The sequence below is a fragment of the Anoxybacillus thermarum genome, from assembly GCF_000836725.1.
Lineage (GTDB): Bacteria > Bacillota > Bacilli > Bacillales > Anoxybacillaceae > Anoxybacillus > Anoxybacillus thermarum.
The window spans coordinates 14,353-36,327 of record NZ_JXTH01000013.1 but is presented as its reverse complement, the minus strand read 5'-3'; the positions used below and the strand labels follow the sequence as shown (position 1 = coordinate 36,327).

At 42.9% G+C, this 21,975-nt stretch carries 28 protein-coding genes and 1 other annotated feature; of the genes, 2 read left to right on the top strand and 26 right to left on the bottom strand.

Annotated features, from left to right (window positions below; translation table 11 throughout):
* Nucleotides 1-19: 19 nt before the first annotated feature.
* The 11 genes from LH47_RS05050 to nadB form a co-directional block, all read right to left on the bottom strand.
* Nucleotides 20-226, bottom strand: coding sequence for a DUF2905 domain-containing protein (locus LH47_RS05050; protein WP_084221249.1), 207 nt, complete (start codon nucleotides 224-226; stop codon nucleotides 20-22).
* Nucleotides 223-1,221, bottom strand: coding sequence for a Holliday junction branch migration DNA helicase RuvB (gene ruvB, locus LH47_RS05045; protein WP_043965270.1), 999 nt, complete (start codon nucleotides 1,219-1,221; stop codon nucleotides 223-225). Before ruvB ends, LH47_RS05050 begins: the two co-directional genes overlap by 4 nt.
* 13 nt (nucleotides 1,222-1,234) lie before the next feature.
* Nucleotides 1,235-1,828, bottom strand: a complete 594-nt coding sequence (gene ruvA / locus LH47_RS05040; protein ID WP_043965269.1) for a Holliday junction branch migration protein RuvA — start codon at nucleotides 1,826-1,828, stop codon at nucleotides 1,235-1,237.
* Between the two features lie 109 nt (nucleotides 1,829-1,937).
* The gene (locus LH47_RS05035; protein ID WP_043965287.1) at nucleotides 1,938-2,393 is read right to left on the bottom strand and encodes an intercompartmental signaling factor BofC; all 456 of its coding nucleotides are present in this window, start codon (nucleotides 2,391-2,393) and stop codon (nucleotides 1,938-1,940) included.
* 64 nt (nucleotides 2,394-2,457) lie between these two features.
* Nucleotides 2,458-3,195, bottom strand: coding sequence for a YebC/PmpR family DNA-binding transcriptional regulator (locus LH47_RS05030; RefSeq protein WP_043965267.1), 738 nt, complete (start codon nucleotides 3,193-3,195; stop codon nucleotides 2,458-2,460).
* Between the two features lie 84 nt (nucleotides 3,196-3,279).
* Entirely contained in the window at nucleotides 3,280-3,975 is a 696-nt protein-coding gene (locus tag LH47_RS05025) for a YhcN/YlaJ family sporulation lipoprotein (protein ID WP_043965265.1), read from the bottom strand.
* 78 nt (nucleotides 3,976-4,053) lie between these two features.
* Nucleotides 4,054-4,794: an NAD(+) synthase gene (gene nadE, locus LH47_RS05020; protein ID WP_043965263.1), complete on the bottom strand. Its 741-nt coding sequence runs from the start codon at nucleotides 4,792-4,794 to the stop codon at nucleotides 4,054-4,056.
* A 75-nt stretch (nucleotides 4,795-4,869) separates the two neighbouring features.
* On the bottom strand, nucleotides 4,870-5,805 hold the full coding sequence (locus LH47_RS05015) for a LysM peptidoglycan-binding domain-containing protein (protein ID WP_043965261.1): 936 nt from the start codon (nucleotides 5,803-5,805) through the stop codon (nucleotides 4,870-4,872).
* Between the two features lie 138 nt (nucleotides 5,806-5,943).
* The gene (gene nadA, locus LH47_RS05010) at nucleotides 5,944-7,047 is read right to left on the bottom strand and encodes a quinolinate synthase NadA (protein ID WP_043965259.1); all 1,104 of its coding nucleotides are present in this window, start codon (nucleotides 7,045-7,047) and stop codon (nucleotides 5,944-5,946) included.
* Between the two features lie 12 nt (nucleotides 7,048-7,059).
* Nucleotides 7,060-7,890, bottom strand: a complete 831-nt coding sequence (gene nadC / locus LH47_RS05005; RefSeq protein ID WP_043965257.1) for a carboxylating nicotinate-nucleotide diphosphorylase — start codon at nucleotides 7,888-7,890, stop codon at nucleotides 7,060-7,062.
* Nucleotides 7,887-9,419 carry an L-aspartate oxidase gene (gene nadB / locus LH47_RS05000; RefSeq protein WP_043965255.1) on the bottom strand — a complete coding sequence of 511 codons (1,533 nt, stop codon included), beginning with the start codon at nucleotides 9,417-9,419 and terminating at the stop codon, nucleotides 7,887-7,889. Before nadB ends, nadC begins: the two co-directional genes overlap by 4 nt.
* A 92-nt stretch (nucleotides 9,420-9,511) precedes the next feature.
* Here nadB and LH47_RS04995 point away from each other — a divergent pair, with 92 nt between their 5' ends.
* Together LH47_RS04995 and LH47_RS04990 are read left to right on the top strand one after the other, a co-directional pair.
* Nucleotides 9,512-10,648: an IscS subfamily cysteine desulfurase gene (locus tag LH47_RS04995; protein WP_043965254.1), complete on the top strand. Its 1,137-nt coding sequence runs from the start codon at nucleotides 9,512-9,514 to the stop codon at nucleotides 10,646-10,648.
* The gene (locus LH47_RS04990; RefSeq protein ID WP_043965252.1) at nucleotides 10,645-11,178 is read left to right on the top strand and encodes a transcription repressor NadR; all 534 of its coding nucleotides are present in this window, start codon (nucleotides 10,645-10,647) and stop codon (nucleotides 11,176-11,178) included. The genes LH47_RS04995 and LH47_RS04990 overlap by 4 nt, the downstream gene beginning before the upstream one ends.
* Nucleotides 11,179-11,190: 12 nt before the next feature.
* Here LH47_RS04990 and pheA read toward each other — a convergent pair whose 3' ends face one another.
* The 15 genes from pheA to radC form a co-directional block, all read right to left on the bottom strand.
* Nucleotides 11,191-12,054 carry a prephenate dehydratase gene (gene pheA, locus LH47_RS04985; RefSeq protein WP_043965250.1) on the bottom strand — a complete coding sequence of 288 codons (864 nt, stop codon included), beginning with the start codon at nucleotides 12,052-12,054 and terminating at the stop codon, nucleotides 11,191-11,193.
* 14 nt (nucleotides 12,055-12,068) lie between these two features.
* Nucleotides 12,069-12,509, bottom strand: coding sequence for an ACT domain-containing protein (locus LH47_RS04980; RefSeq protein WP_043965248.1), 441 nt, complete (start codon nucleotides 12,507-12,509; stop codon nucleotides 12,069-12,071).
* 22 nt (nucleotides 12,510-12,531) lie between these two features.
* Nucleotides 12,532-13,818 carry a GTPase ObgE gene (gene obgE / locus LH47_RS04975; RefSeq protein ID WP_043965246.1) on the bottom strand — a complete coding sequence of 429 codons (1,287 nt, stop codon included), beginning with the start codon at nucleotides 13,816-13,818 and terminating at the stop codon, nucleotides 12,532-12,534.
* A 25-nt stretch (nucleotides 13,819-13,843) separates the two neighbouring features.
* Nucleotides 13,844-14,392, bottom strand: coding sequence for a Spo0B C-terminal domain-containing protein (locus LH47_RS04970; protein WP_052585013.1), 549 nt, complete (start codon nucleotides 14,390-14,392; stop codon nucleotides 13,844-13,846).
* A gap of 89 nt (nucleotides 14,393-14,481) precedes the next feature.
* The gene (gene rpmA / locus LH47_RS04965; RefSeq protein WP_003396301.1) at nucleotides 14,482-14,772 is read right to left on the bottom strand and encodes a 50S ribosomal protein L27; all 291 of its coding nucleotides are present in this window, start codon (nucleotides 14,770-14,772) and stop codon (nucleotides 14,482-14,484) included.
* A 13-nt stretch (nucleotides 14,773-14,785) separates the two neighbouring features.
* Nucleotides 14,786-15,121 carry a ribosomal-processing cysteine protease Prp gene (locus tag LH47_RS04960; protein ID WP_043965240.1) on the bottom strand — a complete coding sequence of 112 codons (336 nt, stop codon included), beginning with the start codon at nucleotides 15,119-15,121 and terminating at the stop codon, nucleotides 14,786-14,788.
* Nucleotides 15,122-15,131: 10 nt separating this feature from the next.
* Nucleotides 15,132-15,440, bottom strand: coding sequence for a 50S ribosomal protein L21 (gene rplU / locus LH47_RS04955; RefSeq protein ID WP_009361728.1), 309 nt, complete (start codon nucleotides 15,438-15,440; stop codon nucleotides 15,132-15,134).
* Between the two features lie 14 nt (nucleotides 15,441-15,454).
* Nucleotides 15,455-15,533: a sequence feature (ribosomal protein L21 leader region), on the bottom strand.
* 44 nt (nucleotides 15,534-15,577) lie between these two features.
* The gene (locus tag LH47_RS04950; RefSeq protein WP_043965235.1) at nucleotides 15,578-16,441 is read right to left on the bottom strand and encodes a M50 family metallopeptidase; all 864 of its coding nucleotides are present in this window, start codon (nucleotides 16,439-16,441) and stop codon (nucleotides 15,578-15,580) included.
* Nucleotides 16,434-17,165 (bottom strand): M23 family metallopeptidase, encoded by a 732-nt coding sequence (locus LH47_RS04945; protein ID WP_043965233.1) that lies wholly within the window; start codon nucleotides 17,163-17,165, stop codon nucleotides 16,434-16,436. Before LH47_RS04945 ends, LH47_RS04950 begins: the two co-directional genes overlap by 8 nt.
* Nucleotides 17,166-17,253: 88 nt before the next feature.
* Nucleotides 17,254-18,060 carry a septum site-determining protein MinD gene (gene minD, locus LH47_RS04940; RefSeq protein ID WP_043965231.1) on the bottom strand — a complete coding sequence of 269 codons (807 nt, stop codon included), beginning with the start codon at nucleotides 18,058-18,060 and terminating at the stop codon, nucleotides 17,254-17,256.
* Nucleotides 18,061-18,062: 2 nt separating this feature from the next.
* Nucleotides 18,063-18,824: a septum site-determining protein MinC gene (gene minC / locus LH47_RS04935; RefSeq protein ID WP_043965229.1), complete on the bottom strand. Its 762-nt coding sequence runs from the start codon at nucleotides 18,822-18,824 to the stop codon at nucleotides 18,063-18,065.
* Entirely contained in the window at nucleotides 18,793-19,317 is a 525-nt protein-coding gene (gene mreD / locus LH47_RS04930; protein ID WP_043965228.1) for a rod shape-determining protein MreD, read from the bottom strand. Before mreD ends, minC begins: the two co-directional genes overlap by 32 nt.
* Nucleotides 19,314-20,174 (bottom strand): rod shape-determining protein MreC, encoded by an 861-nt coding sequence (gene mreC, locus LH47_RS04925; RefSeq protein WP_043965226.1) that lies wholly within the window; start codon nucleotides 20,172-20,174, stop codon nucleotides 19,314-19,316. The genes mreD and mreC overlap by 4 nt, the downstream gene beginning before the upstream one ends.
* A gap of 19 nt (nucleotides 20,175-20,193) precedes the next feature.
* The gene (locus LH47_RS04920) at nucleotides 20,194-21,216 is read right to left on the bottom strand and encodes a rod shape-determining protein (protein WP_043965225.1); all 1,023 of its coding nucleotides are present in this window, start codon (nucleotides 21,214-21,216) and stop codon (nucleotides 20,194-20,196) included.
* An 84-nt stretch (nucleotides 21,217-21,300) separates the two neighbouring features.
* Nucleotides 21,301-21,975: a RadC family protein gene (gene radC / locus LH47_RS04915; RefSeq protein ID WP_035049165.1), complete on the bottom strand. Its 675-nt coding sequence runs from the start codon at nucleotides 21,973-21,975 to the stop codon at nucleotides 21,301-21,303.

Genomic DNA, 21,975 nt, shown 5'->3' with positions numbered 1-21,975 from the left:
CGTCCCTTTCTTTATCTCATTAACGAAAACGACCAATCATATAAAAAACGAGCGATAGAACGACACTTAAAATGATTGACGTCATAATAGGAAAATAAAAAGTTGCATTTTCTTTCTTGATAACAATATCCCCCGGTAAACGACCAAGTTTAATAAATTGCATCAAAAAACCGACAATAATAAGAACGACACCAAGAAGCATAATTGTTTTTGGCACATTCATCATCGTGGCACCTCCAAACCGAAATGGTTGTAAGCAAGAGGCGTAACAATTCGCCCGCGCGGTGTTCGCTGTAAAAAGCCAATCTGTAGCAAATATGGTTCATATACATCTTCAATCGTTTGCGCTTCTTCCCCGATCGTTGCAGCAATCGTCTCTAATCCAACTGGTCCACCGCGAAATTTTTCCATCATGCTTTTTAATAGTTTATGATCTAGATGATCTAACCCTAAACGGTCGACTTGTAATTGTTCTAGCGCTTCATTCGCTAAAATAAACGTAATCGTTCCATTCCCGCGCACTTGAGCAAAATCGCGCACGCGGCGCAACAATCGGTTTGCGATGCGCGGTGTGCCACGCGAACGACGCGCAATTTCAAACGCTGCTTCTTCTTCGATTTCGACAGCAAAAATGTGGGCGGTTCGCTTCACAATATGAGCGAGCTCTTCAGAGGTATAATATTCTAAACGGCTTAACACACCGAAACGGTCGCGGAGCGGGGCAGAGAGTGCTCCAGATCTTGTTGTTGCTCCTACGAGCGTAAATGGCGGCAAATCGAGGCGGACAGAACGGGCAGCCGGTCCTTTGCCGATGACGATATCTAAACAAAAGTCTTCCATTGCTGGATACAACACTTCTTCCACTGCTCGTGGCAAGCGGTGTATTTCATCAATGAATAGTACATCCCCCGGTTCAAGCGTTGTTAAAATTGCCGCCAAATCCCCCGGACGCTCAATCGCTGGTCCAGCTGTTGTACGCAATTGAACGCCCATCTCGTTAGCAATAATGGCGGCCAGCGTCGTTTTTCCAAGCCCCGGCGGCCCATACAACAATACGTGGTCAAGCGTCTCTCCACGCATTTTCGCCGCTTCAATAAATACAGTTAAGTTTTCCTTTACTTTTTGTTGCCCGATATATTCTCGCAACTGCTTTGGGCGAAGACTGTATTCAAGCGAGGCATCGTCGTAATCGGCCGCGCTTGAAATAAGACGCTCTTCCATCATGCATCCTCCCTTACTTTAATAGTTTTTGTAAAGCGAGCTTAATATATCCTTCTGTCGATAACTGCTCTTGTTTTAATATAGGAACGACTTTTTGAATTTCTTTTTCGGCATAGCCGAGCGCCTTTAACGCTTCAAGCGCTTCAGAAAGCGCGTCCGTTTCTTCAATCGGCTCCTTAAATAAATTCGGAAAAGCGTCTGGGACAACTGCTTGCAATTTTCCTTTTAAATCTAAAATCATTTGTCGTGCTGTTTTCTTTCCTACTCCTGGAAATTTACATAAAAACTTATCATCTTCCGCTTCGATCGCTTCAACAAGCTGTTCAAGCTGACCAGCCGCCAAAATGGCCAGCGCCCCTTTTGGTCCGATTCCTGACACTTGTAATAATTTAGCAAATAACGCTCGCTCTTGGCGCGTATGAAATCCATAAAGAGCGAGGACATCTTCACGCACATACTGATATGTATATACAACGATTCGTTGTTGTTTATTTATTTGGAACGAAAACGGATTAGGGGTAAAAACTTGATAGCCTATTCCGTTATTTTCAATAACAATATATTCCGGACAAACGTAATCCACATAGCCACGAATAAATTCAATCAAAACCCCGTCCTCCTTTTCTCACGCCTTTCATTTTAGCATAAGATGAGAAAAGCGGAAAGCGCAAGGCGTAGGGAAACGATATGAAAAAAGTCCGCTTTTATGCGCGGACTTATTTTCCAAACGGTTCATACGCTTCGATGACGCGTTCATAATTTCTTTTCGAACGAACGGAAATGCCCTTTTTCAGTTTTTCTCGTTCGTGACTTTCAAGTTTTTTTACATCAATTTGAAAAAACGACTGAATGACGCGAGATGACTCACCTGGTTTTCCTTCAAAAATAGAAAGCGTGCCATCTTCAGTAAGACCGAAATACCCTGCTTTCGTTAATGGCGAAAGGTCATCAACGTAACGTTGGAAAACAATTTGTTCGTCATCCATATTGATAAGCTGCCAATCTTTATATTTGTTCCAAATGTCTTTCATCGACGTTACGGTTTCTTCCCTTATTTCCTCACTAACTTCCCCATCCATATATACCGTTTCTAAAATGACTGTCATGTGTACAGGAGATGCTTGTTGTGTTAAAAATAAACTCATCCATAGTGTAAGGATTATATTCATCATTGTCACCTCATTCATATATTGACCATTTTTCCTAAAAATAAACGGCCTTGCCATCGCAAGACCGTTATTCTAACATAGATTCATCTAAATTATGGTAAATTTCTTGTACATCATCATCATCTTCAAGCATATCAATAAGCTTTAACATTTTCGTTAAATCGTCGCCTGTTAATGTTGTATACGTTTGCGGAATCATTGTGATTTCAGCCGTCGCAAACGTAAATCCTTGCGCAGCTAACGTATTTTTTACTTGTTCAAACTGTTCAGGAGACGTGTAAATTTCAAACGAATCTTCCGTCGTCTCCATTTCATCTGCCCCTGCTTCAATCGCTTGTAACAACATGTCATCTTCATCGATGCTTAAATCTTCCCGAGCGATGACAATGAGCCCTTTTCGATCAAATAAATACGACACGCATCCCGTTTCTCCTAAGTTTCCACCGTTTTTCGAAAACGCGACACGAACATTCGATGCAGTACGGTTTTTATTATCTGTTAAACAAATGACCATGACCGCTACGCCACCCGGTCCATATCCTTCATAACGAATTTCTTCGTAATGTGTATGTTCTTGGTTGCCTGTTGCCTTTTTAATCGCACGTTCAATGTTTTCATTCGGCATGTTCGCTGATTTTGCTTTTTCAATCGCAAGACGCAACGAAGCGTTTGTCGTCGGATCGCCTCCGCCCATTTTTGCAGCTACATAAATTTCCTTTGCAAGCTTCATAAACAATTTTCCGCGTTTCGCATCTTGTGCATTTTTACGCCGTTGAATATTTTTCCACTTGGAATGTCCTGCCATTCGGATCCCCTCTCATATGTGAAAAATGTCCATAAAAACTATACCAAAAATAAATAAAAAAGAACAGGGGCTCACCCCTGTTCTTTACCCACGATTCATAAATGGACGTTCCATCATATCACCCATGTCATTAAATATGTCGCGAATATCACGCTCTAGTTGATCCATTGGACCACCGTCGCGAATATCGTTATCGAGCGTGCGGATGCGGTTATACATGCTTTCATTTGCCACAACGCGAACTGTTTTCCCCGCTGTATATGGAGCGATCGCCTGCCGAACGAGACGCTCAATGCGCGTTGTATTTTTCTCTGTCGTCGATACGGCAACGACGACACGATCACCTGAGACAACTGCACGTGCATCTTTTACGTTGGCGACGTTCGCTGCACGTTTTGCAATTTTTTCAGCTAACGCCCCGTTATAGTTACGGTAATACGATGGGCGTGTTCGTTCATCCATCGCATTCAAATGTCCATGATAGTTGCGATCGGCACGACTAAAATTGCGATCGACTTGCGGTGTTCGAGTTGTTCGATCCATGCCCCGATCAAGCATTTCTGTAATCGGTCCGTCATTATCCCGCACTTGGCGAACGTTTCCGTTTAAACGCTCCGTCCCGTAACGACCGTATTGAAAGCCGGTCATATCATTTTCATTTGAGTAATATCCGATCGGACGTGTACGATCGGTATAACGTGTATCAAACGCTTGGTTATTACAAGCTGCTAGTCCACTAAGAGCAATGACTGCACCGAGAGCGACGATTCGTTTCCGCAAAGGAAAAACCCCCTTTTTGCTTTTGTAGACGACAGTCTACATCATTAGCTTGATGCAAAAAAGGGGGTTTTATCGCTGTTAAAATTTTGGCGGAGCGATAGCTAATTGCCGTTTATGGTGGGAGCGTTCATGAAGCCGCTCAATAATCTCACGGTCTCGTTCTGGAATGGGCTCACCTTTTAAATATTTGTCAATCATATCGTACGTTGTTCCCATTTCAGTTTCGTCTGTTTGTCCTTCCCAAAGACCTGCGCTTGGCGCTTTTGTAATAATTTCTTCAGGTACACCGAGGATGCGTGCCATTTCGCGCACTTCGCCTTTTGTGAAATGAACGAGTGGCACTAAATCGACGCCACCGTCACCGTATTTTGTAAAATACCCTGTATGCCATTCCGCCGCATTATCCGTTCCGACAACAAGATAACCGTAATTGTTCGCCACAGCATACAACGTCGTCATGCGCAAGCGCGCGCGTGTATTTGCATCGCCAAGGCGAGCTGCTTGCTCGTTCCACTGCCCTTTTTCCTTTAATTGCTTTTCAATTTCCCCAAATAGTACGCGATGCGTTTCTGTTAAGTCAATGATATGGTAATCAATCCCACAACTTTGGACAACTTTTAATGCGTCTTCTTTATCTTTCGGATTGCTTTTACATGGCATAATTAACCCTAACGAGTTGTTAGGAAACGCTCGTTTAATTAAATGGGCAACGACAGCAGAATCGATTCCGCCACTAATCCCGACGATCGCTCCATTCATTCCAGCTTCTTGTACTCGTTCACGAAGCCATGTAATTAGTTTTTCAATTTTTTGTTCCATATATGTACATCCCTTTCTTTTTACATCATCATGTTCATTTTATCACACAAAAACTAAAAAGAAAAAGAGGCGACATTATTGCCCCTCTTCCTCCTCACGATAAGGAACTGAAAAATACGGATTCATCCCATACGGCTGCCCCTGCCATCCTTGTTGCCACCCGTACGGACTATACGGCATAGCTGGCTGTGGCATATACATCGGCTGTGGCACCATCGGTACGTTTTCACCATACATTTGTTGTGGATACGGTGCTTGTGGCGGTTGTTGTGAATACTCCCCTGCACCTGTTAGCATTTGCGGCATCATCGGTTGCGAATGTTGAGAATATTCACCTGTTGGCATTTGTGGCATATATGGTGTCGGTTGTAACTGCTCACCGCATCCGCAATCATCGTTATTCATAGCCCCTTGTGGATACGTCCATGGCATAACAGGATACATCGGTGGGAACCATGGATAGAAACCGTATCCCGGCATAATCGGCGAAACAGGAACGCACGGCATTGGCATCGGCACAGGCATTGGAACAGGCTGCGGCTGCATTGGTTGTTGTGGTTGTTCTTCCATGACTGGCGCCTGTGTCGTTGGAATCGGTGGAATGTCTAGAATCGGTGGCATTGGTATCTCTTCTTCAGGCTCCATCATATTTGGCATAATATTTGGTGGCTTCGGCGGTAAAAGCGGCGTTTCTTGTTTCGGTTGTTCTTTTTTCTCTTGTTCTTTTGCAATTGGAATTTCTTTTGCAATTGGTTCAACATTCATCGGCTGTTGCAACGGTTGCTCCTTTTTGTTTACGTGAATGTCGACATCAACAGAAATATTTTGTGTTTCCTTTTTTACAGGTTTTACCGGAGTGACTGGCGTCGGTACTTTAATTTTCATACCTGGCATAATGTAGTTTGGATCACTTAAATGAGCATTCATTTTTTTTAGTTCTTCAAAATCAACCCCATATTTTTGCGCAATTTTCCAAAGGGTGTCTCCTTTTTGAACGATATGGATTTTCACGTGTTTCCCCCTCCTATACTCAGACGTGACGTGTATGTCATGTTCAGCTTGTCGCTACTAGGCTTCAACATAACTTATGAACGGAAAGCTTTTTTTATGATAAAAATAAAAAAGACCGGCAAAAAAATGCCGATCCGTTTATGCTCGCGCTAACATGCGCTCAAGCGCGAGCATCGCTCCTTCAGCTACATCTTTCGGAACAGTAATGCGATTGACAACTTTCCCTTCAAGCAACGATTCAAGCGCCCAAAGCAAATGTGGTAAATCAATGCGATTCATCGTTAAACATGGACACATATACGGATTTAACGATACAATTTCTTTATCTGGATGTTGCTGAATAATCCGGTTAACTAAATTCATTTCCGTTCCGATTGCCCATTTACTTCCTGACGGTGCTTGAGCGATCGTTTCAATAATGTATTTTGTCGAACCTGCATCATCTGCTTGTTGAACAACCTCCCAGCTACATTCTGGATGAACAATAATTTTCATATCTGGCTTTGTTTTTCGGATATGTTCAATATGTTTTACTGTAAAGTTTTCATGGACAGAACAATGTCCTTTCCATAAAATCACTTTAACTTGCTGAACGTCACCGTCGTATTGAAGTGTATTTGTCGCTGGATCCCATACAGCCATTTGTTCAAGTGGAACGCCAAGATCGTAAGCTGTATTTCTTCCTAAATGTTGATCAGGCAAAAAGAAAATGCGTTCCTTTTGTGTAAACGCCCAAGCGACCATTTTTTTCGCGTTTGATGATGTCACCGTTGCTCCGCCGTGTAAGCCGACGAACGCTTTAATCGCAGCAGTCGAGTTAACATACGTTAACGGTAAAATCGTATCTCCAAACATTTGTTGTAATATTGGCCATGCTCGCTCCACTTGTTCAATTTCCGCCATATCTGCCATCGAACATCCGGCACGCATATCTGGCAAAATGACGACTTGTTCATCGCTTGTTAAAATATCAGCTGTTTCCGCCATAAAATGTACGCCGCAAAATACAATATATTCAGCTTCTTTATTTTTCGCTGCTACTTGTGCGAGTTGCAATGAATCACCGGTCGCATCCGCAAATTGGATGACTTCATCTTTTTGATAATGATGTCCTGGAATAAATAAACGCGTACCAAGCTCTCGTTTGACACGGGCTACGCGCTGTTCCATTTCTTCGACTGACAACTGTTTATACGTCTCTGGCATCGCATCTTGTTGTTGCATGAGTTGTAATACGTTCATCGCTCATTCCTCCTACTGCACGTTTAAACTAATATCTAACGCTTTCGCTGAATGCGTCAACATGCCTAACGAAATATAGTCCACACCTGTATCCCGATACTGTGCAATATTTTCAAGAGTAATTCCGCCGGAAGCTTCCGTAATGATCGATGGTGGGACGAGTTGAACAAATTCACGAATTTCTTCAGGCGTACAATTATCAAACATAATGACATCCGCTCCTGCCTCAACCGCTTCGATCACTTGTTGTTTCGTCTCTGTTTCCACTTCAATTTTTACCATATGACCAAGCTGCGAGCGGACGCGTTCGACTGCTTTTGTAATGGAACCACAAAACGCAATATGATTATCCTTAATCATCACTCCATCATATAAACCGAAACGATGGTTGTATCCACCGCCGCACGTTACGGCATATTTCTCTAACATCCGCAGGCCCGGCGTCGTTTTTCGCGTATCACAAATGCGTGTATGGTTGCTATTTAACGCTCGAACAGCTCGATTTGTCAACGTAGCAATCCCGCTCATGCGCTGGAGTATATTTAAAATGACGCGCTCACCTGATAAAATCGGGATGGTCGGACCTGAAACGACGGCGATAACCTCTCCTTTTTTTACGCGTTCTCCATCTCTTTTATATAATTGACATGTGATCAATGGATGCAATAGCCTATATCCGATATCAATAATCGATACCCCTGAGATAATTCCATCTTCTTTGGCAACAAATATCGCTCTTCCTTCATCCTCACGGGAAAAGATCGTTTCGCTTGTTATATCGCGTTCTCCGATATCTTCTAAAAAAAACTGCTTAAGCAACTCTTTTAGCTTTAGCTCATTCAACGAAATCCCTCCTTCATGAAATGTTCTTCTTTCGTGCGGACGATGCGCCGTTTTTCCCAATACGTTCTTTCAAATGGCTCGTCACTTCGATAATGAGCCCCTCGGCTTTCTCTTCTTTGCAAAGCTGAAGTCGTCACAAGCCAGCCAACGATCAACATGTATATAATCGTCCGCTTCTCGTCATCATACTCTGTTGACATGTTGACAAGCTCATCAATCGAATATTGTTCAAGCCATTGTTTCGCGTAAAACAGTTGATCATAATCGCGCACAATGCCGACATATTGCGTCATCATATGCTGAATGTCCTCTTTTGTCGGTAACGCAATATGTACGTTATTTTCTTTTCTTTCGCTTTTCTTTAATATCAAACGTTGCTCCGTTTTGTTCAACAGATGGAAAGCAACACGTCGACTAAAGACGAGCGCTTCAAGCAGCGAGTTGCTTGCTAAACGGTTCGCTCCGTGCACACCTGTACATGCTGCTTCCCCAACCGCATACAGTCCCGGTAATGTCGTTTCACCATCGACATTCACAACGATGCCGCCCATTAAAAAGTGAGCACCTGGGACAACAGGAAGGAAACCGTTGCGCCAATCGACTTGATAGCGCTCACAAAGCGATGTAATCGTCGGAAAACGGGATGAAAAATGCGGAATCATCGAAATATCTAAAAAAACAAAATGACCGTTTCTCATTTCGCGATCAACCGCTCGAGATACGACGTCGCGTGGCGCTAAATCTTTTTGAGGATGCACTCCGTCCATGACGCGACGACCGTCATCGGTCAATAAAATCGCTCCTTCTCCACGAACCGCTTCCGAAATGAGGCCAACAGCTTTTCCGTCCACATAAAGCATCGTTGGATGAAATTGCACAAATTCCATATCTGCTAAAGCAGCACCCGCTCGATATGCCATCGCAATGCCATCGCCAGTTGCCGTTTCTGCATTTGATGTAAACGTATATAACTGTCCAATCCCGCCAGTCGCAATGACGATCGCGTTCGCTGTATACGTTCCATTTTTCGTTTGTACCCCCACGCAACGTCCATCGGAAACGAGCAAATCAATGACGGGATCGTTTTCAATAAACGTCACACGGCTAGAAAGCTTTTCAAATAAAAATGAAACCATGTTTTTTCCTGTCGCGTCGCCCCCCGCATGTAAAATACGCCTCATGCGGTGCGCACCTTCTTGTCCGAAAAGCAATTGGCCATGCTCATCAACATCAAATGAAAAACCGACGTTCATAAACTGTTGAATGACCTCGCGTCCTTCTTGAACTAAAATGCGTACTGCTTCCTCGTCATTATGCTCACATCCGGCAATCATCGTATCCGTATAATGAGTTAACCAATGATCGTCAGGATGAATGGCAGCAGCAACGCCCCCTTGAGCAAGCCAAGAGTTGCTCGTTTCTTTTTTCGACTTCGTGAAAATAATCACATTTTTATGCTCACATAAATGATAGGCAACCATTAACGCTGCAAGGCCGCTACCAACGATAATCACATCCGCTTCGCGCATGGATGTTCCTCCATTTCATACTGTCTTGACACCTATATTGACATATATTTAAACTGATGACAAGACTTTTGTTTTTGGAAGTGGTGAACGAGATGATTTATTTAGATTACGCAGCAACAACGCCCATGAGTGAAGAAGCTCTAGCGGTCTATGTAGAAAGTGCGAGAACATATTTTGGAAATGCAAGTAGCCTCCATGATGTCGGAACAGCAGCAAACGAATTGCTTACAATTTGTCGAAAACAACTCGCCCAACTCATTCGTGGCGAGGAAAAAGGAATATATTTTACAAGCGGAGGAACAGAAGCGAACGTTCTTGCTATCCGTTCGCTCGCTTACGCCCATCGCCATAAAGGGAAACACATTATTACATCAAGCGTCGAGCACGCTTCCGTTCACGCTGTATGCGCGCAACTCGAACAAGAAGGATTTACCGTTACGTACGTGCCAGTCGACCGCTTCGGGCAAGTGGATATCGGAACGCTTGAACAGGCATTAACGGACGAAACGATTCTCGTTTCTATTCAACATGCGAATTCTGAAATTGGTACGATTCAACCGTTGCAACAAATCGGTGAGTTATTAAAAGAAAAACAAATTGTCTTTCATAGCGATTGTGTACAAACTTTTGGTAAAATACCGATAGATGTGAAACAACTTCACCTCGATAGCATATCGATTGCTAGCCATAAAATTTATGGTCCAAAAGGGGTTGGGGCTGTGTATGTGAATCCGAGCGTACGTTGGCATATGTGGCTGCCAAACACAACACATGAAAGCGGATTTCGTCCTGGAACGGTAAACGTCCCTGGCATCGCTTCGTTCACAACCGCAGCGCTTGAAGCGGAAAAAAAACGGGAAACGGTTCAACAAAACATAACCGAATTGCGTCGTTATTTTGTTGAACAAATCGTGAAAAAACAACTGCCAATCACTGTTTTCGAACATCAGACAGATCAACTCCCGAATATTGTTGGCTGTCTCGTTCACGGCTTTGAAGGACAATATGTGATGTTGCATTGCAATCGCCACGGTATTGCGATTTCTACCGGAAGCGCATGTCAAGTCGGCAAGCAAGCACCATCAAAAACGATGACCGCCATCGGGAAAGAAGAAGACGAAGCAAAACAATTCATTCGTCTATCATTTGGCATGCATACGACAAAAAGCGAGGTCGAAGCCGTTGTTTCCGCACTTGAACAGCTTCAAAAAGAAAGGATGTCACGATGAAAAAAGAGAGAAAACTACTAGGGGAAGAACGTCGAACGCTCATTTTGCAATGGTTAAAAGAAACGAAACGCCCGATGACAGGAATGGAGTTGGCTAATAAAACGAACGTGAGCCGCCAAGTGATCGTTCAAGATATTTCGCTATTAAAAGCAAAAAACGAACCGATTATTGCAACAAGCCAAGGATACTTATATTTATCCCCTTCTTCTACCCATATGTATACGCGCACCATCGCTTGTTGCCACACGCCAGAACAAACGAAAGACGAACTATATACAATTGTTGACCATGGAGTCACGGTCAAAGACGTGAAAATTGAACATCCGGTATACGGGGATTTAACGGCGTCCATTATGGTAAGCAATCGGTTAGAAGTCGATGAATTCATTCAAAAAATTAACGAAACGAAATCCGCTTATTTATCTCAGCTGACCGGTGGTGTTCATTTGCATACACTTGAAGCAGATTCCATCGAAAAACTAGATGAAGCATGCGCTGCATTAAAACAAGCCGGGTTTTTGATTGAGTAAAAAAACATCCCTTTACACGAGGGATGTTTTTTTCACCGTATAGTATGGATAGCTACCTAATATTTGCACCGTGCAGCCAAGCGCTTCCAATTCTGCAATCGCTCCTGGAATTAAAACGTCGTCCATTTTTTGATCAATATCAATAATAAAAAAGTAGTTCCCTAACCCTGTTTTCGCTGGGCGGGATTCAATTTTTGTCAAGTTAAGCTTTCGCCATGCGAAAGCTGATAACACTTGATGGAGCGCTCCTGCCTGATCTTTTGGCAACATGACCATTAACGTCGTTTTAAACCCATCTTCTTTATCTGTAACAGGCAACAAATTGCGCTCACGATGCAAAACAATGAAGCGCGTATGGTTGTAGTCATAGTCATGAATGTTTTCTTTCGCAATGGCTAAACCGTATTGTTTCGCTGCAAGACGATTGCCGATCGCCGCGATCTTTTCTTCTGGATGCTCGCTCACATATTTTGCTGCTGCGCTTGTTGATGTGACGTATTCATACGTGGCGTGCTTTAAATGACGATGTAAAAACTTATGGCATTGAGCAATCGCATGTGAATGAGAATAAATGCGTTCAACATGCATCCAATCGTCCAATTGAGATGGATGTACGAGCAAATGTTGCTCAATTGGTGCAATAATTTCTCCAACAATCGGTAAATTGCATTCATGAATTAAATAATCGATCGTCAAATTCACAGAACCTTCTAGTGCATTTTCTAGCGGGACAACGGCTAGCTCGACTTCTCCGTCGCGGACGGCGTCCATACATTGTGGAATCGTATGATATGGAACGTTTCGTATATGAGGGAAAATCGCTTCCACAGCCGCATGCGTAAACGTCCCTTCTGGTCCTAAATATCCTATTTTCACAATCCTTCCCCTCTCTACGCCCCTGAACCGAGAATTTCTACTTTTTCAACAAAAGGCAACTGTTTTAATTGCGAAAGCAACTCATCGATCGTCATCGTCATCTCGCTCGTACTAACGGACAACGTGACATTTGCCCGCCCTTGAAGCGGAATCGTTTGGTGAATCGTAAGAACGTTGCAATTTGCCGCGGCAACGACGCTTAATAGCTTCGAAAGGGTGCCTGAGCGGTCTTCTAAATGGAAAAAAAGTGTAATAATTTGTTCCCGAACCATCGTATGAAACGGAAAAACAGCGTCACGATATTTATAAAAAACGCTTCGGCTGACATCGACAAGCTGTACAGCGTCAGCAACGGAATCGACTTTTTTTCGTTCAATTAATTCTTTTGCCGCCAACACTTTTTTCATTGCTTCAGGCAATACATCTTCTCGCACTAAATAAAATTTTTTATCCACCGCACAAGCTCCCCCTTTCGCATTAGTCGACAAATTCAAATTCGTAATTCAACAGTTTGACAATATCTCCATCTTTTGCTCCGCGAGCGCGCAGCGCATCATCGACACCAAGCGAACGCAATTGACGTGCAAAACGACGCACCGACTCTTCCCGTGAAAAATCGGTCATTTTAAACATCTTTTCAATTTTTTCTCCTGACAAAATAAACGTTCCATCATCATCACGCGTAATATGAAACGGTGCTTCCTCTTTTTCCAATTTATAAACGACGCGATGAATTGCTTCTTCCTCTTGTGGATAAAGCGGAAATTCTGGCGTCGTTTCAAGCAGATCAGCAATCGCAAATAATAGTTCGCGCAACCCTTGGCGTGTCACTGCTGAAATTGGGAAAATAGGCACATCGTCTTTTAGCTTTTCTTTAAATTCACGCAAATGTTGTTCCGCATTTGGCATATCCATTTTATTTGCAACAATAATTTGCGGCCGCTCTGTTAGACGCAAATTGTACTGTTTTAATTCTTCGTTAATGACTAAATAATCTTCATACGGATCTCGCCCTTCCATCGCAGCCATGTCAATGACGTGAACGATGACGCGCGTCCGCTCAATATGGCGCAAAAATTGATGCCCGAGCCCGACACCTTGATGCGCCCCTTCAATAAGACCTGGCAAATCAGCCATAACAAAACTGCGGCCGTCTTCTGTTTCAACAACACCTAAATTCGGAACGATCGTTGTAAAATGGTATTCTGCAATTTTCGGTTTTGCCGCTGAAACGACGGACAATAACGTCGATTTGCCAACGCTCGGAAAGCCAACAAGTCCAACGTCCGCAAGCAATTTTAATTCTAGCGTTACGTATCGTTCTTGCCCTGGCTCACCATTTTCAGCAATTTCTGGAGCCGGATTTGATGCAGTCGCAAAGCGAGTGTTTCCACGTCCACCTCGTCCGCCTTTCGCTACGACAAATCGTTGTCCATGCTCTGTTAAATCAGCAATGACTTCTTTCGTTTCATCGTCAATGACAACCGTCCCAGGCGGCACTTTTACAATTAAATCTTCCGCATTTTTCCCGTGTTGATTTTTTGACATGCCATGTTCGCCACGCGGCGCTTTAAAATGGCGTTGATAGCGAAAATCCATTAACGTGCGCAACCCTTCATCAACAACAAAGACGACATCGCCACCTTTTCCGCCGTCTCCTCCGGCAGGTCCGCCTTTTGGTACGTATTTTTCGCGTCGAAACGCGACCATTCCGTTTCCACCGTCGCCACCTTTCACGTATATTTTCACTTGATCAACAAACATCGTTTTTCTCCTCCGATCTTCTCATCTACTCAACAAGATGAATGATTGCACATATGGTTAGTTCATGTTCATGAATCGCATGTTCACAAATTGTAAACGCATCATACTGACTATGCTTTTGAATCCATTGTTTTACCATCTCAATTTCATGAAGCATGCCGCGGTAATCAACAAAGAGCCGCATATCGTTTTCTGTTAAATCAATCGTAATCGTTACATAGTTTTCAACATGCGGAGAAGAACATTCCTCAAGCATATGTAAAAATCGTTGACACCATGTAGCGAGCATATGGTCATATGCATGTAATGAGCGCGGCTCTCCTAACACTTCATACTCTAGTTGAATATGACGTGCTTGCCAATGGTACGTCATCAGCAGTTCAGCGAGCCGTTCTGTTTGTAAATTCGTTAGCTTCGTTTCATTTTCTGCTTCAATGATAATTTGTTGAATGATTTCATTGACACGATCGATGCGTTTCAAAGATAAATTTCCTTTAATTAATTGGATTTTATTGAGCCAATCGTGTCGGGAATGGCGCAATGCCTCTACAATCGTCCACCGCTTCTCCATCATTCATTCTCCCATAAACAGTTTGACTATAATTATAACATACGTTAACAAAAAGAAAACCCTAACCAAGTCGGTTAGAGTTTTCCACTTCCTTATGCTTCTTTCACAACAGGATATACGCTCACTTTTTTGCGATCGCGACCCATGCGCTCAAAACGAACGATGCCGTCAACTTTCGCATAAAGTGTATCGTCGCCGCCGCGTCCCACGTTTAATCCTGGGTAAATTTTTGTTCCGCGTTGACGATAAAGAATAGAGCCGCCTGTAACGAATTGACCGTCTGCACGCTTCGCGCCAAGACGTTTTGCGATCGAATCACGACCGTTCTTCGTTGAACCTACCCCTTTTTTCGATGCGAAAAACTGAAGATCTAAACGTAACATGCCGTGTCACCTCCTACAACGTTTTCGTCGTTATTTTGACGTATTTCCCGTAATCGCGCTCAATCGTTTGGAGCGACACGATCATCCCTTCAAGAAGAAGTTGCACATCCGCTTGTGCTTTCTTATCTTCAATTGTCGGAAGTTCACAATGAAGATAGCCATCTTTTCCTTGTTGAATGATCGGTTTCACATTCGTCAACGCAATGATTGCGTTAACCGCACCAAACGAAATGGCTGATACACCGGCACATACAATATCTTGTCCACGCTTCGCAAACTGAGCGTGTCCGCTAATCGTAAAGGAACGAATCGTCCCTTCCACCGTCCGATTAATCGTTATACGAATCATCGCTTACGCCTTATGCGTTAATTTTTTCGATCACAACTTTTGTGTATGGTTGGCGATGACCTTGTTTACGACGATAGTTTTTCTTTGGCTTGTATTTGAAAACGATGATCTTCTTTTGACGACCATGTTTTTCAACTTTCGCCGTTACTGTTGCGCCAGCGACTGTAGGATTGCCAACTTTTACGTTTTCGCCACCTACAAATAACACTTTGTCAAATGTTACTGTTTCGCCTTCTGCTGCATCAATTTTCTCGATGTAAATCGCTTGGCCTTCTTCTACTTTAATTTGTTTTCCACCTGTTTCAATAATCGCGTACATATTTGCACCTCCTAAATTAGACTCAGACTCGCCAGCTGTGAGGCGGTTCAAGCGAACGCTTAAATAGCCTTAGCTGAGCGGTTGTAGCACGGGTGCTACACAACATAGAAGATGATAGCATAAAAAGAAAACAATTGTCAATACGTATAAAGCAAATGGCCGATCGGTTCATTCGTTCGTTTCTCATGAAAATAAGCGTACAACAACTCGTTTTCATCAAGCTCCATTTCCATTTGATTTTTCTTTACGATAATCGCATGTTTTTTCCCGCGATGAAATAAGAGAAGAACGTGAAATAACGAATCATTTGCATCCACAACAAGTCGCTTTAACGCTCGATATTCGACCCGTTTTCCATAATATCGTTCTAACAAAAAACGCATCCATACATACGGACGTTGCTTCCATTCCATCCAAATGGCATGCGCTAAAAAGCAGCCGATGATCCATAAATTGATGTGCAATGGAGCATTGATCAATAAAAAGACGAAGCAAATGACTAAAAAAAAGACGGAAGCATAAAGCGTTTGTTCGTGCGCCCGGCGAAACGATGTGCGCGCCGTACGATACAAAAAAAAGAGCTTCCCTCCATCAAGCGGCCAAATAGGCAATAAGTTAATGAGTAAAATAGATATGTTATATTCCATTAGTTGCTGGTACCATTCATTAGATAACATGTTTGCCTCTTGAGCGATATATGCCATGAAAAAAATAAATATATGCTGAAACGGCCCCGCTAACGTCACGATCAATTCTTCATGAAACGGCCGATTACCATGTTCATCCATTTCAGCCACTCCGCCAAACGGCAAAAGTAAAATGCGTTTGACGCGCCATGAAAACATATGCGCTGCGACAACGTGTCCGAGTTCGTGCCAAATCACAATCCAAAACAATAAAAGAAGTGTCTGAAATTGTGCAGTCATAACAGCAATAAGCGCAACAGCCCAAAAAAGCGGATGAATATGAATGTTTATAAAAATAGATAACCATTTATTCAAAGGAAATCACCTGAACTGGATCAATAAAATGATCCCCTTGCTTCACGGCAAAATAAAACAAACCTTTATGATCGTTCGTTTCCGCTCTCCCAACTTCTTTTCCTGCCTCAATAAAGTCATACAACTTCACCGAAATAGCAGACAACTTTCCGTACCAAGTTTCACTTCCATCCGCATGTTGAATAATGACTGTTTTTCCGTACGGTTCTTTCACTCCTGCAAATACAACAATTCCTTCTTCGACTGCTTTAATGGCTTGATCGGTTTCAATGACAATGCCTTGTCCATTATGTTCAAACGTTTCCACGACGCGCGCTGAAGCCGGAAAGGCATATGCGGCTGTTGTTGTCTCTTGTTGTTTGTTTACGTTAAAAAACGCAAGTGGCTTCCCAAATGTTTTTTCGTACCATTGTGCAACTGTCGCAAATTGAAAATCTTTTTCCATCGCTTGTTTCACAAATGTACGGGCACCTTCAACGTTCGGGGAGTCATATTGAAATAAAATCGCAACGCCAAAAAACAAAAGAGCTGACAGAAAACTTTTAAATAAAAATATATCTTTGCGAAAAAGTGGCGGTTCTCGCTCCCCATCGTACGTCACAACCATTGGATTCCCATATTTTTCTTCTTCACTCCAATTTGTCATCATCGTTTGAACGTAACGTTCACGCTCCTTTTTTCGCTTGGCGATTCGCTTTCGAATATGTTCAATTCGATCGCTCACACTCCCACACCCCTCTCGTCCGATTTGTATTATATTTATGGGGAAATGGAGAAGATATGAATGAAAAAAGCACCTCCAAACGGAAGTGCTAACGCGCGCTAAATAGCTTTTTTATTTTCGAGAAAAAGCCTTTTTGTTCTTCATCATCGAGCGACATAAGGGGTACGGATTCACCGAGAAGACGGCGGGCGATGTTGCGATATGCTAAAGACGCTTTACTGTTCGGATCAAGCACGATCGGTTCACCGTTATTTGACGCTTTAATCACATGTTCGTCATCGACTATAATCCCGAGTAAATCAATGGATAAGTGCATCACAATTTCATCAATATCTAACATATCATGATTTTTTAACATATGGCTACGAATGCGGTTAATAACTAAACGCGGACGTTTCATATGCTCTTCTTTTTCAAGCAGACCGATAATCCGGTCGGCATCGCGCACAGCTGAAATGTCTGGCGTCGTCACAACGATCGCTTCATCAGCTCCTGCAACGGCATTTTTATATCCTTGTTCAATGCCTGCTGGACAATCAATTAAAATATAATCGTAATCTTGTCTTAAATCATCAATGAGTTGTTTCATTTGCTCTGGTGTAACAGCCGATTTGTCGCTCGTTTGGGCAGCTGGCAATAAATATAAACGATCCTCAAATCGTTTGTCCTTCACAAGCGCTTTTTGAATGGTGCAACGTCCTTCGACGACGTCGACAAGATCGTAAATAATGCGATTTTCAAGTCCCATAATGACATCAAGATTGCGCAAACCGATATCGGTGTCAACGAGACAGACGCGCTTTCCTAATAACGCTAGCGCCGTTCCGAGATTTGCCGTCGTTGTCGTTTTGCCAACGCCGCCTTTGCCAGAAGTAATAACAATCGCTTCTCCCACTGTCAAAAACTCCTTTCTGATCGGGTTAAATTCGGACGTAAATGCATTAATAGCTGGAGTCGATCGACAACAATTTGATCATGTTCATCAATATAAGCGCACTCCATTTCATTTCCTTCATCGCTACGATAGTCCGGCGCTCGATTCATCACATCGCTAATGCGCAACTGTGTCGGTTTCATCACTGATGCCGCGATAATAGCTTGACGGTTTCCTTCATACCCTGCATGTGCAATGCCGCGCAATGCTCCTAATATAAAAATATTTCCTGTTGCAATAACCGTCCCGCCAGGATTCACGTCACCGATTAAAAGTAAGTCCCCGTCAACGTGTAACACTTGTCCAGAACGAACGATTTTCGCAACAGATACAATTTCATTTTTCTTCTTCCATTCTAACGCTTCTTGTTTTGTCATGACGTTGCTTACAATCGAGTGGACAATTAAATGCTTTTTCGTTCGAATCACATCGCGCAATCGTTCTTCTTGCTCACGCGTCAAATATCTGTTGCCAACATGAACGTGCACAGCGACAAGCGGCCCTTCTTCGTCACGTGTTGTTGTCGTCAATAATTCATCCACTTGTTTTAACAATTCGTCATAGGCACACGTATCATCAAGATGCAACGTCAGCCCTTCTTTCGTCCCTTTCATTGACACATATGGTCTTTTCTCCTTGCCAGCCACGACTTTCACCTCAATGAATAGTTCTCCGGATTTTTCTTGTATTCCTTCATACTCGCGACGATTCGTCCTGCTTCTCATACCACTTAAGCAGCATTTGCTTTAACGGATAAGCGACGATTAAAATAACAATTGTATGAATAAATAGCGTTGGCAAAAAGCGCGACTGCAAAAACGTTTGAACAGGCATCGTCGTCCCACTAATAACGAGTTGAATGGCATATGCGTACCATTCGACGCATGCAATGGCAACAATCGCAAAAAAGGAGGCTGTCCATGCATTTTTGTGAAAAATGTTTATCGCTTTCGCAATTAAATAAGCGACAAGCGAAAAGGCGAACGCATAAGCGCCTAATAGTTCTGTATATGCAACATCATATAACAGACCAAAAATAAATCCATACGTCATTCCTTCTGTTTGTCCAATAAAAATCGTAATAAACACGATCAAAATAAGCAAAATGCGCGGAACGAGCAAATAAACATCGAATAACGGATCAGGGAAAAGTTGTACGATAATGCTTTCCAATAAAAACATAACGGTCACAAAGGAAGGGAGAAGCAAACGTCTCATTGCCCTTCCTCCTCTTGCGACATTTCAATTTTTCGTTTCACGATCATCACATCATCAATATCATAAAAATTCGCTGCTGGCTTGATATAGGCAATTTGTGTAAGCCCGTACTCATCCGCAACGACTTCTTCCACTTCTCCGATAAATAGTCCTTTTGGAAAAATCCCGCCAAGTCCTGATGTAAATACACGCTGTCCTTCGTTTATTTTCGCATCATATGGAATACGTTTCAGCAGCAATGCTTCTCGTTCTTCATCGTATCCTTCGATTAAACCGAATACGTTTTCATCTCCTTGAATAAATGCAGAGATGCGATTTTGCCGATCGTTTGCGCTAAGAAGTTGCACCGTTGCGCTAAATGGTGAAACGCTGCGCACTTTACCAATGAGTCCTTGAGGCGTAATGACCGCCATATCTTTTTTCACACCGTGTTGAGATCCTTTATTTACAATTAACGTTTCTTCCCAACGATCTGGATTGCGCCCGATCACCGTCGCTTGAATGGCGACAAAATCGCGTAAACTTTCTTTTTTATCAAGCAGCTCACGCAAACGTTCATTTTCTTTTTTGAGCGATTCCACCTCGGATTGCAAAAGAACGTATTGCTCTAAGTGCGCTTTTAACTGCTTGTTTTCTTCATATGTATGGCGCAAATCGTTCACATTTTCAAAGAAGCCCGCAACGAGCTGTGCGGGCTTGTGCACGATAGATTGCATAAAAACAACGGTGTCTTTTACGAATTTTTCCATCCAAGTTAATTCATTCCGTTCTTTTAACGAAAAACCAATGAGAGCCACGAGTACCATGATGCTAACAAGCAATATAATTAGCCGCTTATTTAAGAAAAATTTCGGCATAACGACACCTTCTTATGCATTAGCGATGGTCTCGCGCTTTATTTTTAAATAAATGAATATGGTCGAGTGCTTTTCCTGTACCGATCGCGACGCAGTCGAGCGGATTTTCAGCAATAATAACTGGCATATTCGTTTCTTGGCTAATGACTTTATCTAAATTGCGTAATAACGCTCCTCCACCCGTTAACACAATGCCACGATCCATAATATCTGCAGCAAGTTCTGGCGGCGTTTTTTCAAGCGTATTTTTTACGGAATCAACAATGGCGTATACCGTATCGCGCAACGCTTCAGCGATTTCTTCTGCATGAATTTCAATCGTTTTTGGTAAGCCTGTTAATAAGTCTCGACCGCGAATTTCCATGCTTCCGATCCCTTCCGGATTGCCTGCCGAACCAATTTCGACTTTAATCGCTTCCGCTGTGCGCTCCCCAATCATTAAATTGTACGTTTTGCGAATATATTGAATAATTGCTTCATCCATTTCATCACCTGCGACACGAATCGACTGGCTCGTAACGATGCCGCCTAAAGAAATGACAGCGACTTCCGTTGTGCCACCCCCGATATCGACAACCATGCTTCCTGTTGGCTCCCATACAGGCAAATTCGCACCAATTGCCGCCGCAAACGGTTCTTCGATCGTATAAGCGTCGCGAGCCCCTGCTTGTCTCGTTGCGTCAATGACAGCACGCTCCTCGACTGCCGTAATACCTGATGGCACGCACACCATCACGTATGGCTTTCCAGCAAACAATCCGTTATTTTTCGTCGCTTGCTTAATGTAGTACTTCATCATAATGGCTGTCGTTTCGTAATCAGCGATCACTCCATCTTTCATCGGACGAAGCGCCACAACGTTTCCTGGCGTACGTCCGATCATTTGTTTCGCTTCATTCCCAACCGCAACAATTTGTTTCGTATCTTTTTGTAGCGCAACGACAGAAGGCTCGCGCAAAACGATTCCTTTTCCTTTGACATATACAAGCGTATTGGCAGTGCCTAAATCTATTCCGAGATCTCTTGATCCAATTCCAAACATGTTCGTATCTTCCTTTCTGAAACAAAATGCTTTCAAAAACTCATGACATTTATTATAACGCAATTACAATGAAAAGAGAATGATTTACACATATCCTTTTTCCTTTAAACTCACATATGTTTTATCACCAATAATTAAATGGTCAAGCAGCTCAATACCAACGAGACGGCCGCATTCTGCGAGCCTGCGCGTCACTTCAATATCTTCGCGGCTCGGCGTCGGGTCCCCTGACGGATGATTGTGAATACAAATGATGGAAGCAGCCGAACGTTTAATCGCTTCTTTATACACTTCGCGCGGATGGACGATCGATGCATTTAGACTGCCGATAAATACTGTCTTTTTATGCATCACTTGATTTTTCGTATTTAAATATAACACAACGAAATGTTCTTGGCTTAAAAAACGCATATCTTCCATGACGTAACGTGCACCATCTTCCGGAGAACGAATGACGTAACGATCATCATATTGAATTTGATGCACGCGTCGGCCAAGCTCAAGCGCTGCAATAATTTGGATCGCTTTTGTTTTTCCGATCCCTTTAATGCTTGTCATTTCTTCAATCGTTGCATCTTTTAACTGACGAAGTCCTTCAAAATGGGTAAGTAAATGTTGTGCAAGCGTAAGAACGGAATATTGTTTCGTCCCCGTGCGAAGCAAAATGGCTAACAATTCTTGATTGGATAAACTTTGCGGTCCTTCAGAAAGCAAACGTTCACGCGGGCGTTCATCGGGCGGAACATGACGAATAAGCAT

Coding starts and splice junctions, on each gene's coding strand:
- LH47_RS04970 (WP_052585013.1), bottom strand. CDS start 14,392: ATGATGGAGAAGCGGTGGACGATTGTAGAGGCATTGCGCCATTCCCGA.
- LH47_RS05030 (WP_043965267.1), bottom strand. CDS start 3,195: ATGGCAGGACATTCCAAGTGGAAAAATATTCAACGGCGTAAAAATGCA.
- LH47_RS05035 (WP_043965287.1), bottom strand. CDS start 2,393: ATGATGAATATAATCCTTACACTATGGATGAGTTTATTTTTAACACAA.
- ruvB (WP_043965270.1), bottom strand. CDS start 1,221: ATGGAAGAGCGTCTTATTTCAAGCGCGGCCGATTACGACGATGCCTCG.
- LH47_RS04995 (WP_043965254.1), top strand. CDS start 9,512: ATGATTTATTTAGATTACGCAGCAACAACGCCCATGAGTGAAGAAGCT.
- rplU (WP_009361728.1), bottom strand. CDS start 15,440: ATGTACGCGATTATTGAAACAGGTGGAAAACAAATTAAAGTAGAAGAA.
- LH47_RS04990 (WP_043965252.1), top strand. CDS start 10,645: ATGAAAAAAGAGAGAAAACTACTAGGGGAAGAACGTCGAACGCTCATT.
- nadB (WP_043965255.1), bottom strand. CDS start 9,419: ATGCGCGAAGCGGATGTGATTATCGTTGGTAGCGGCCTTGCAGCGTTA.
- radC (WP_035049165.1), bottom strand. CDS start 21,975: ATGCTTATTCGTCATGTTCCGCCCGATGAACGCCCGCGTGAACGTTTG.
- LH47_RS04960 (WP_043965240.1), bottom strand. CDS start 15,121: ATGATTCGTATAACGATTAATCGGACGGTGGAAGGGACGATTCGTTCC.
- obgE (WP_043965246.1), bottom strand. CDS start 13,818: ATGTTTGTTGATCAAGTGAAAATATACGTGAAAGGTGGCGACGGTGGA.
- mreD (WP_043965228.1), bottom strand. CDS start 19,317: ATGAGACGTTTGCTTCTCCCTTCCTTTGTGACCGTTATGTTTTTATTG.
- nadA (WP_043965259.1), bottom strand. CDS start 7,047: ATGAACGTATTACAACTCATGCAACAACAAGATGCGATGCCAGAGACG.
- minC (WP_043965229.1), bottom strand. CDS start 18,824: ATGAGAAGCAGGACGAATCGTCGCGAGTATGAAGGAATACAAGAAAAA.
- nadE (WP_043965263.1), bottom strand. CDS start 4,794: ATGGAACAAAAAATTGAAAAACTAATTACATGGCTTCGTGAACGAGTA.
- LH47_RS04920 (WP_043965225.1), bottom strand. CDS start 21,216: ATGTTTGGAATTGGATCAAGAGATCTCGGAATAGATTTAGGCACTGCC.
- rpmA (WP_003396301.1), bottom strand. CDS start 14,772: ATGTTACGTTTAGATCTTCAGTTTTTCGCATCGAAAAAAGGGGTAGGT.
- LH47_RS05050 (WP_084221249.1), bottom strand. CDS start 226: ATGATGAATGTGCCAAAAACAATTATGCTTCTTGGTGTCGTTCTTATT.
- mreC (WP_043965226.1), bottom strand. CDS start 20,174: ATGCCGAAATTTTTCTTAAATAAGCGGCTAATTATATTGCTTGTTAGC.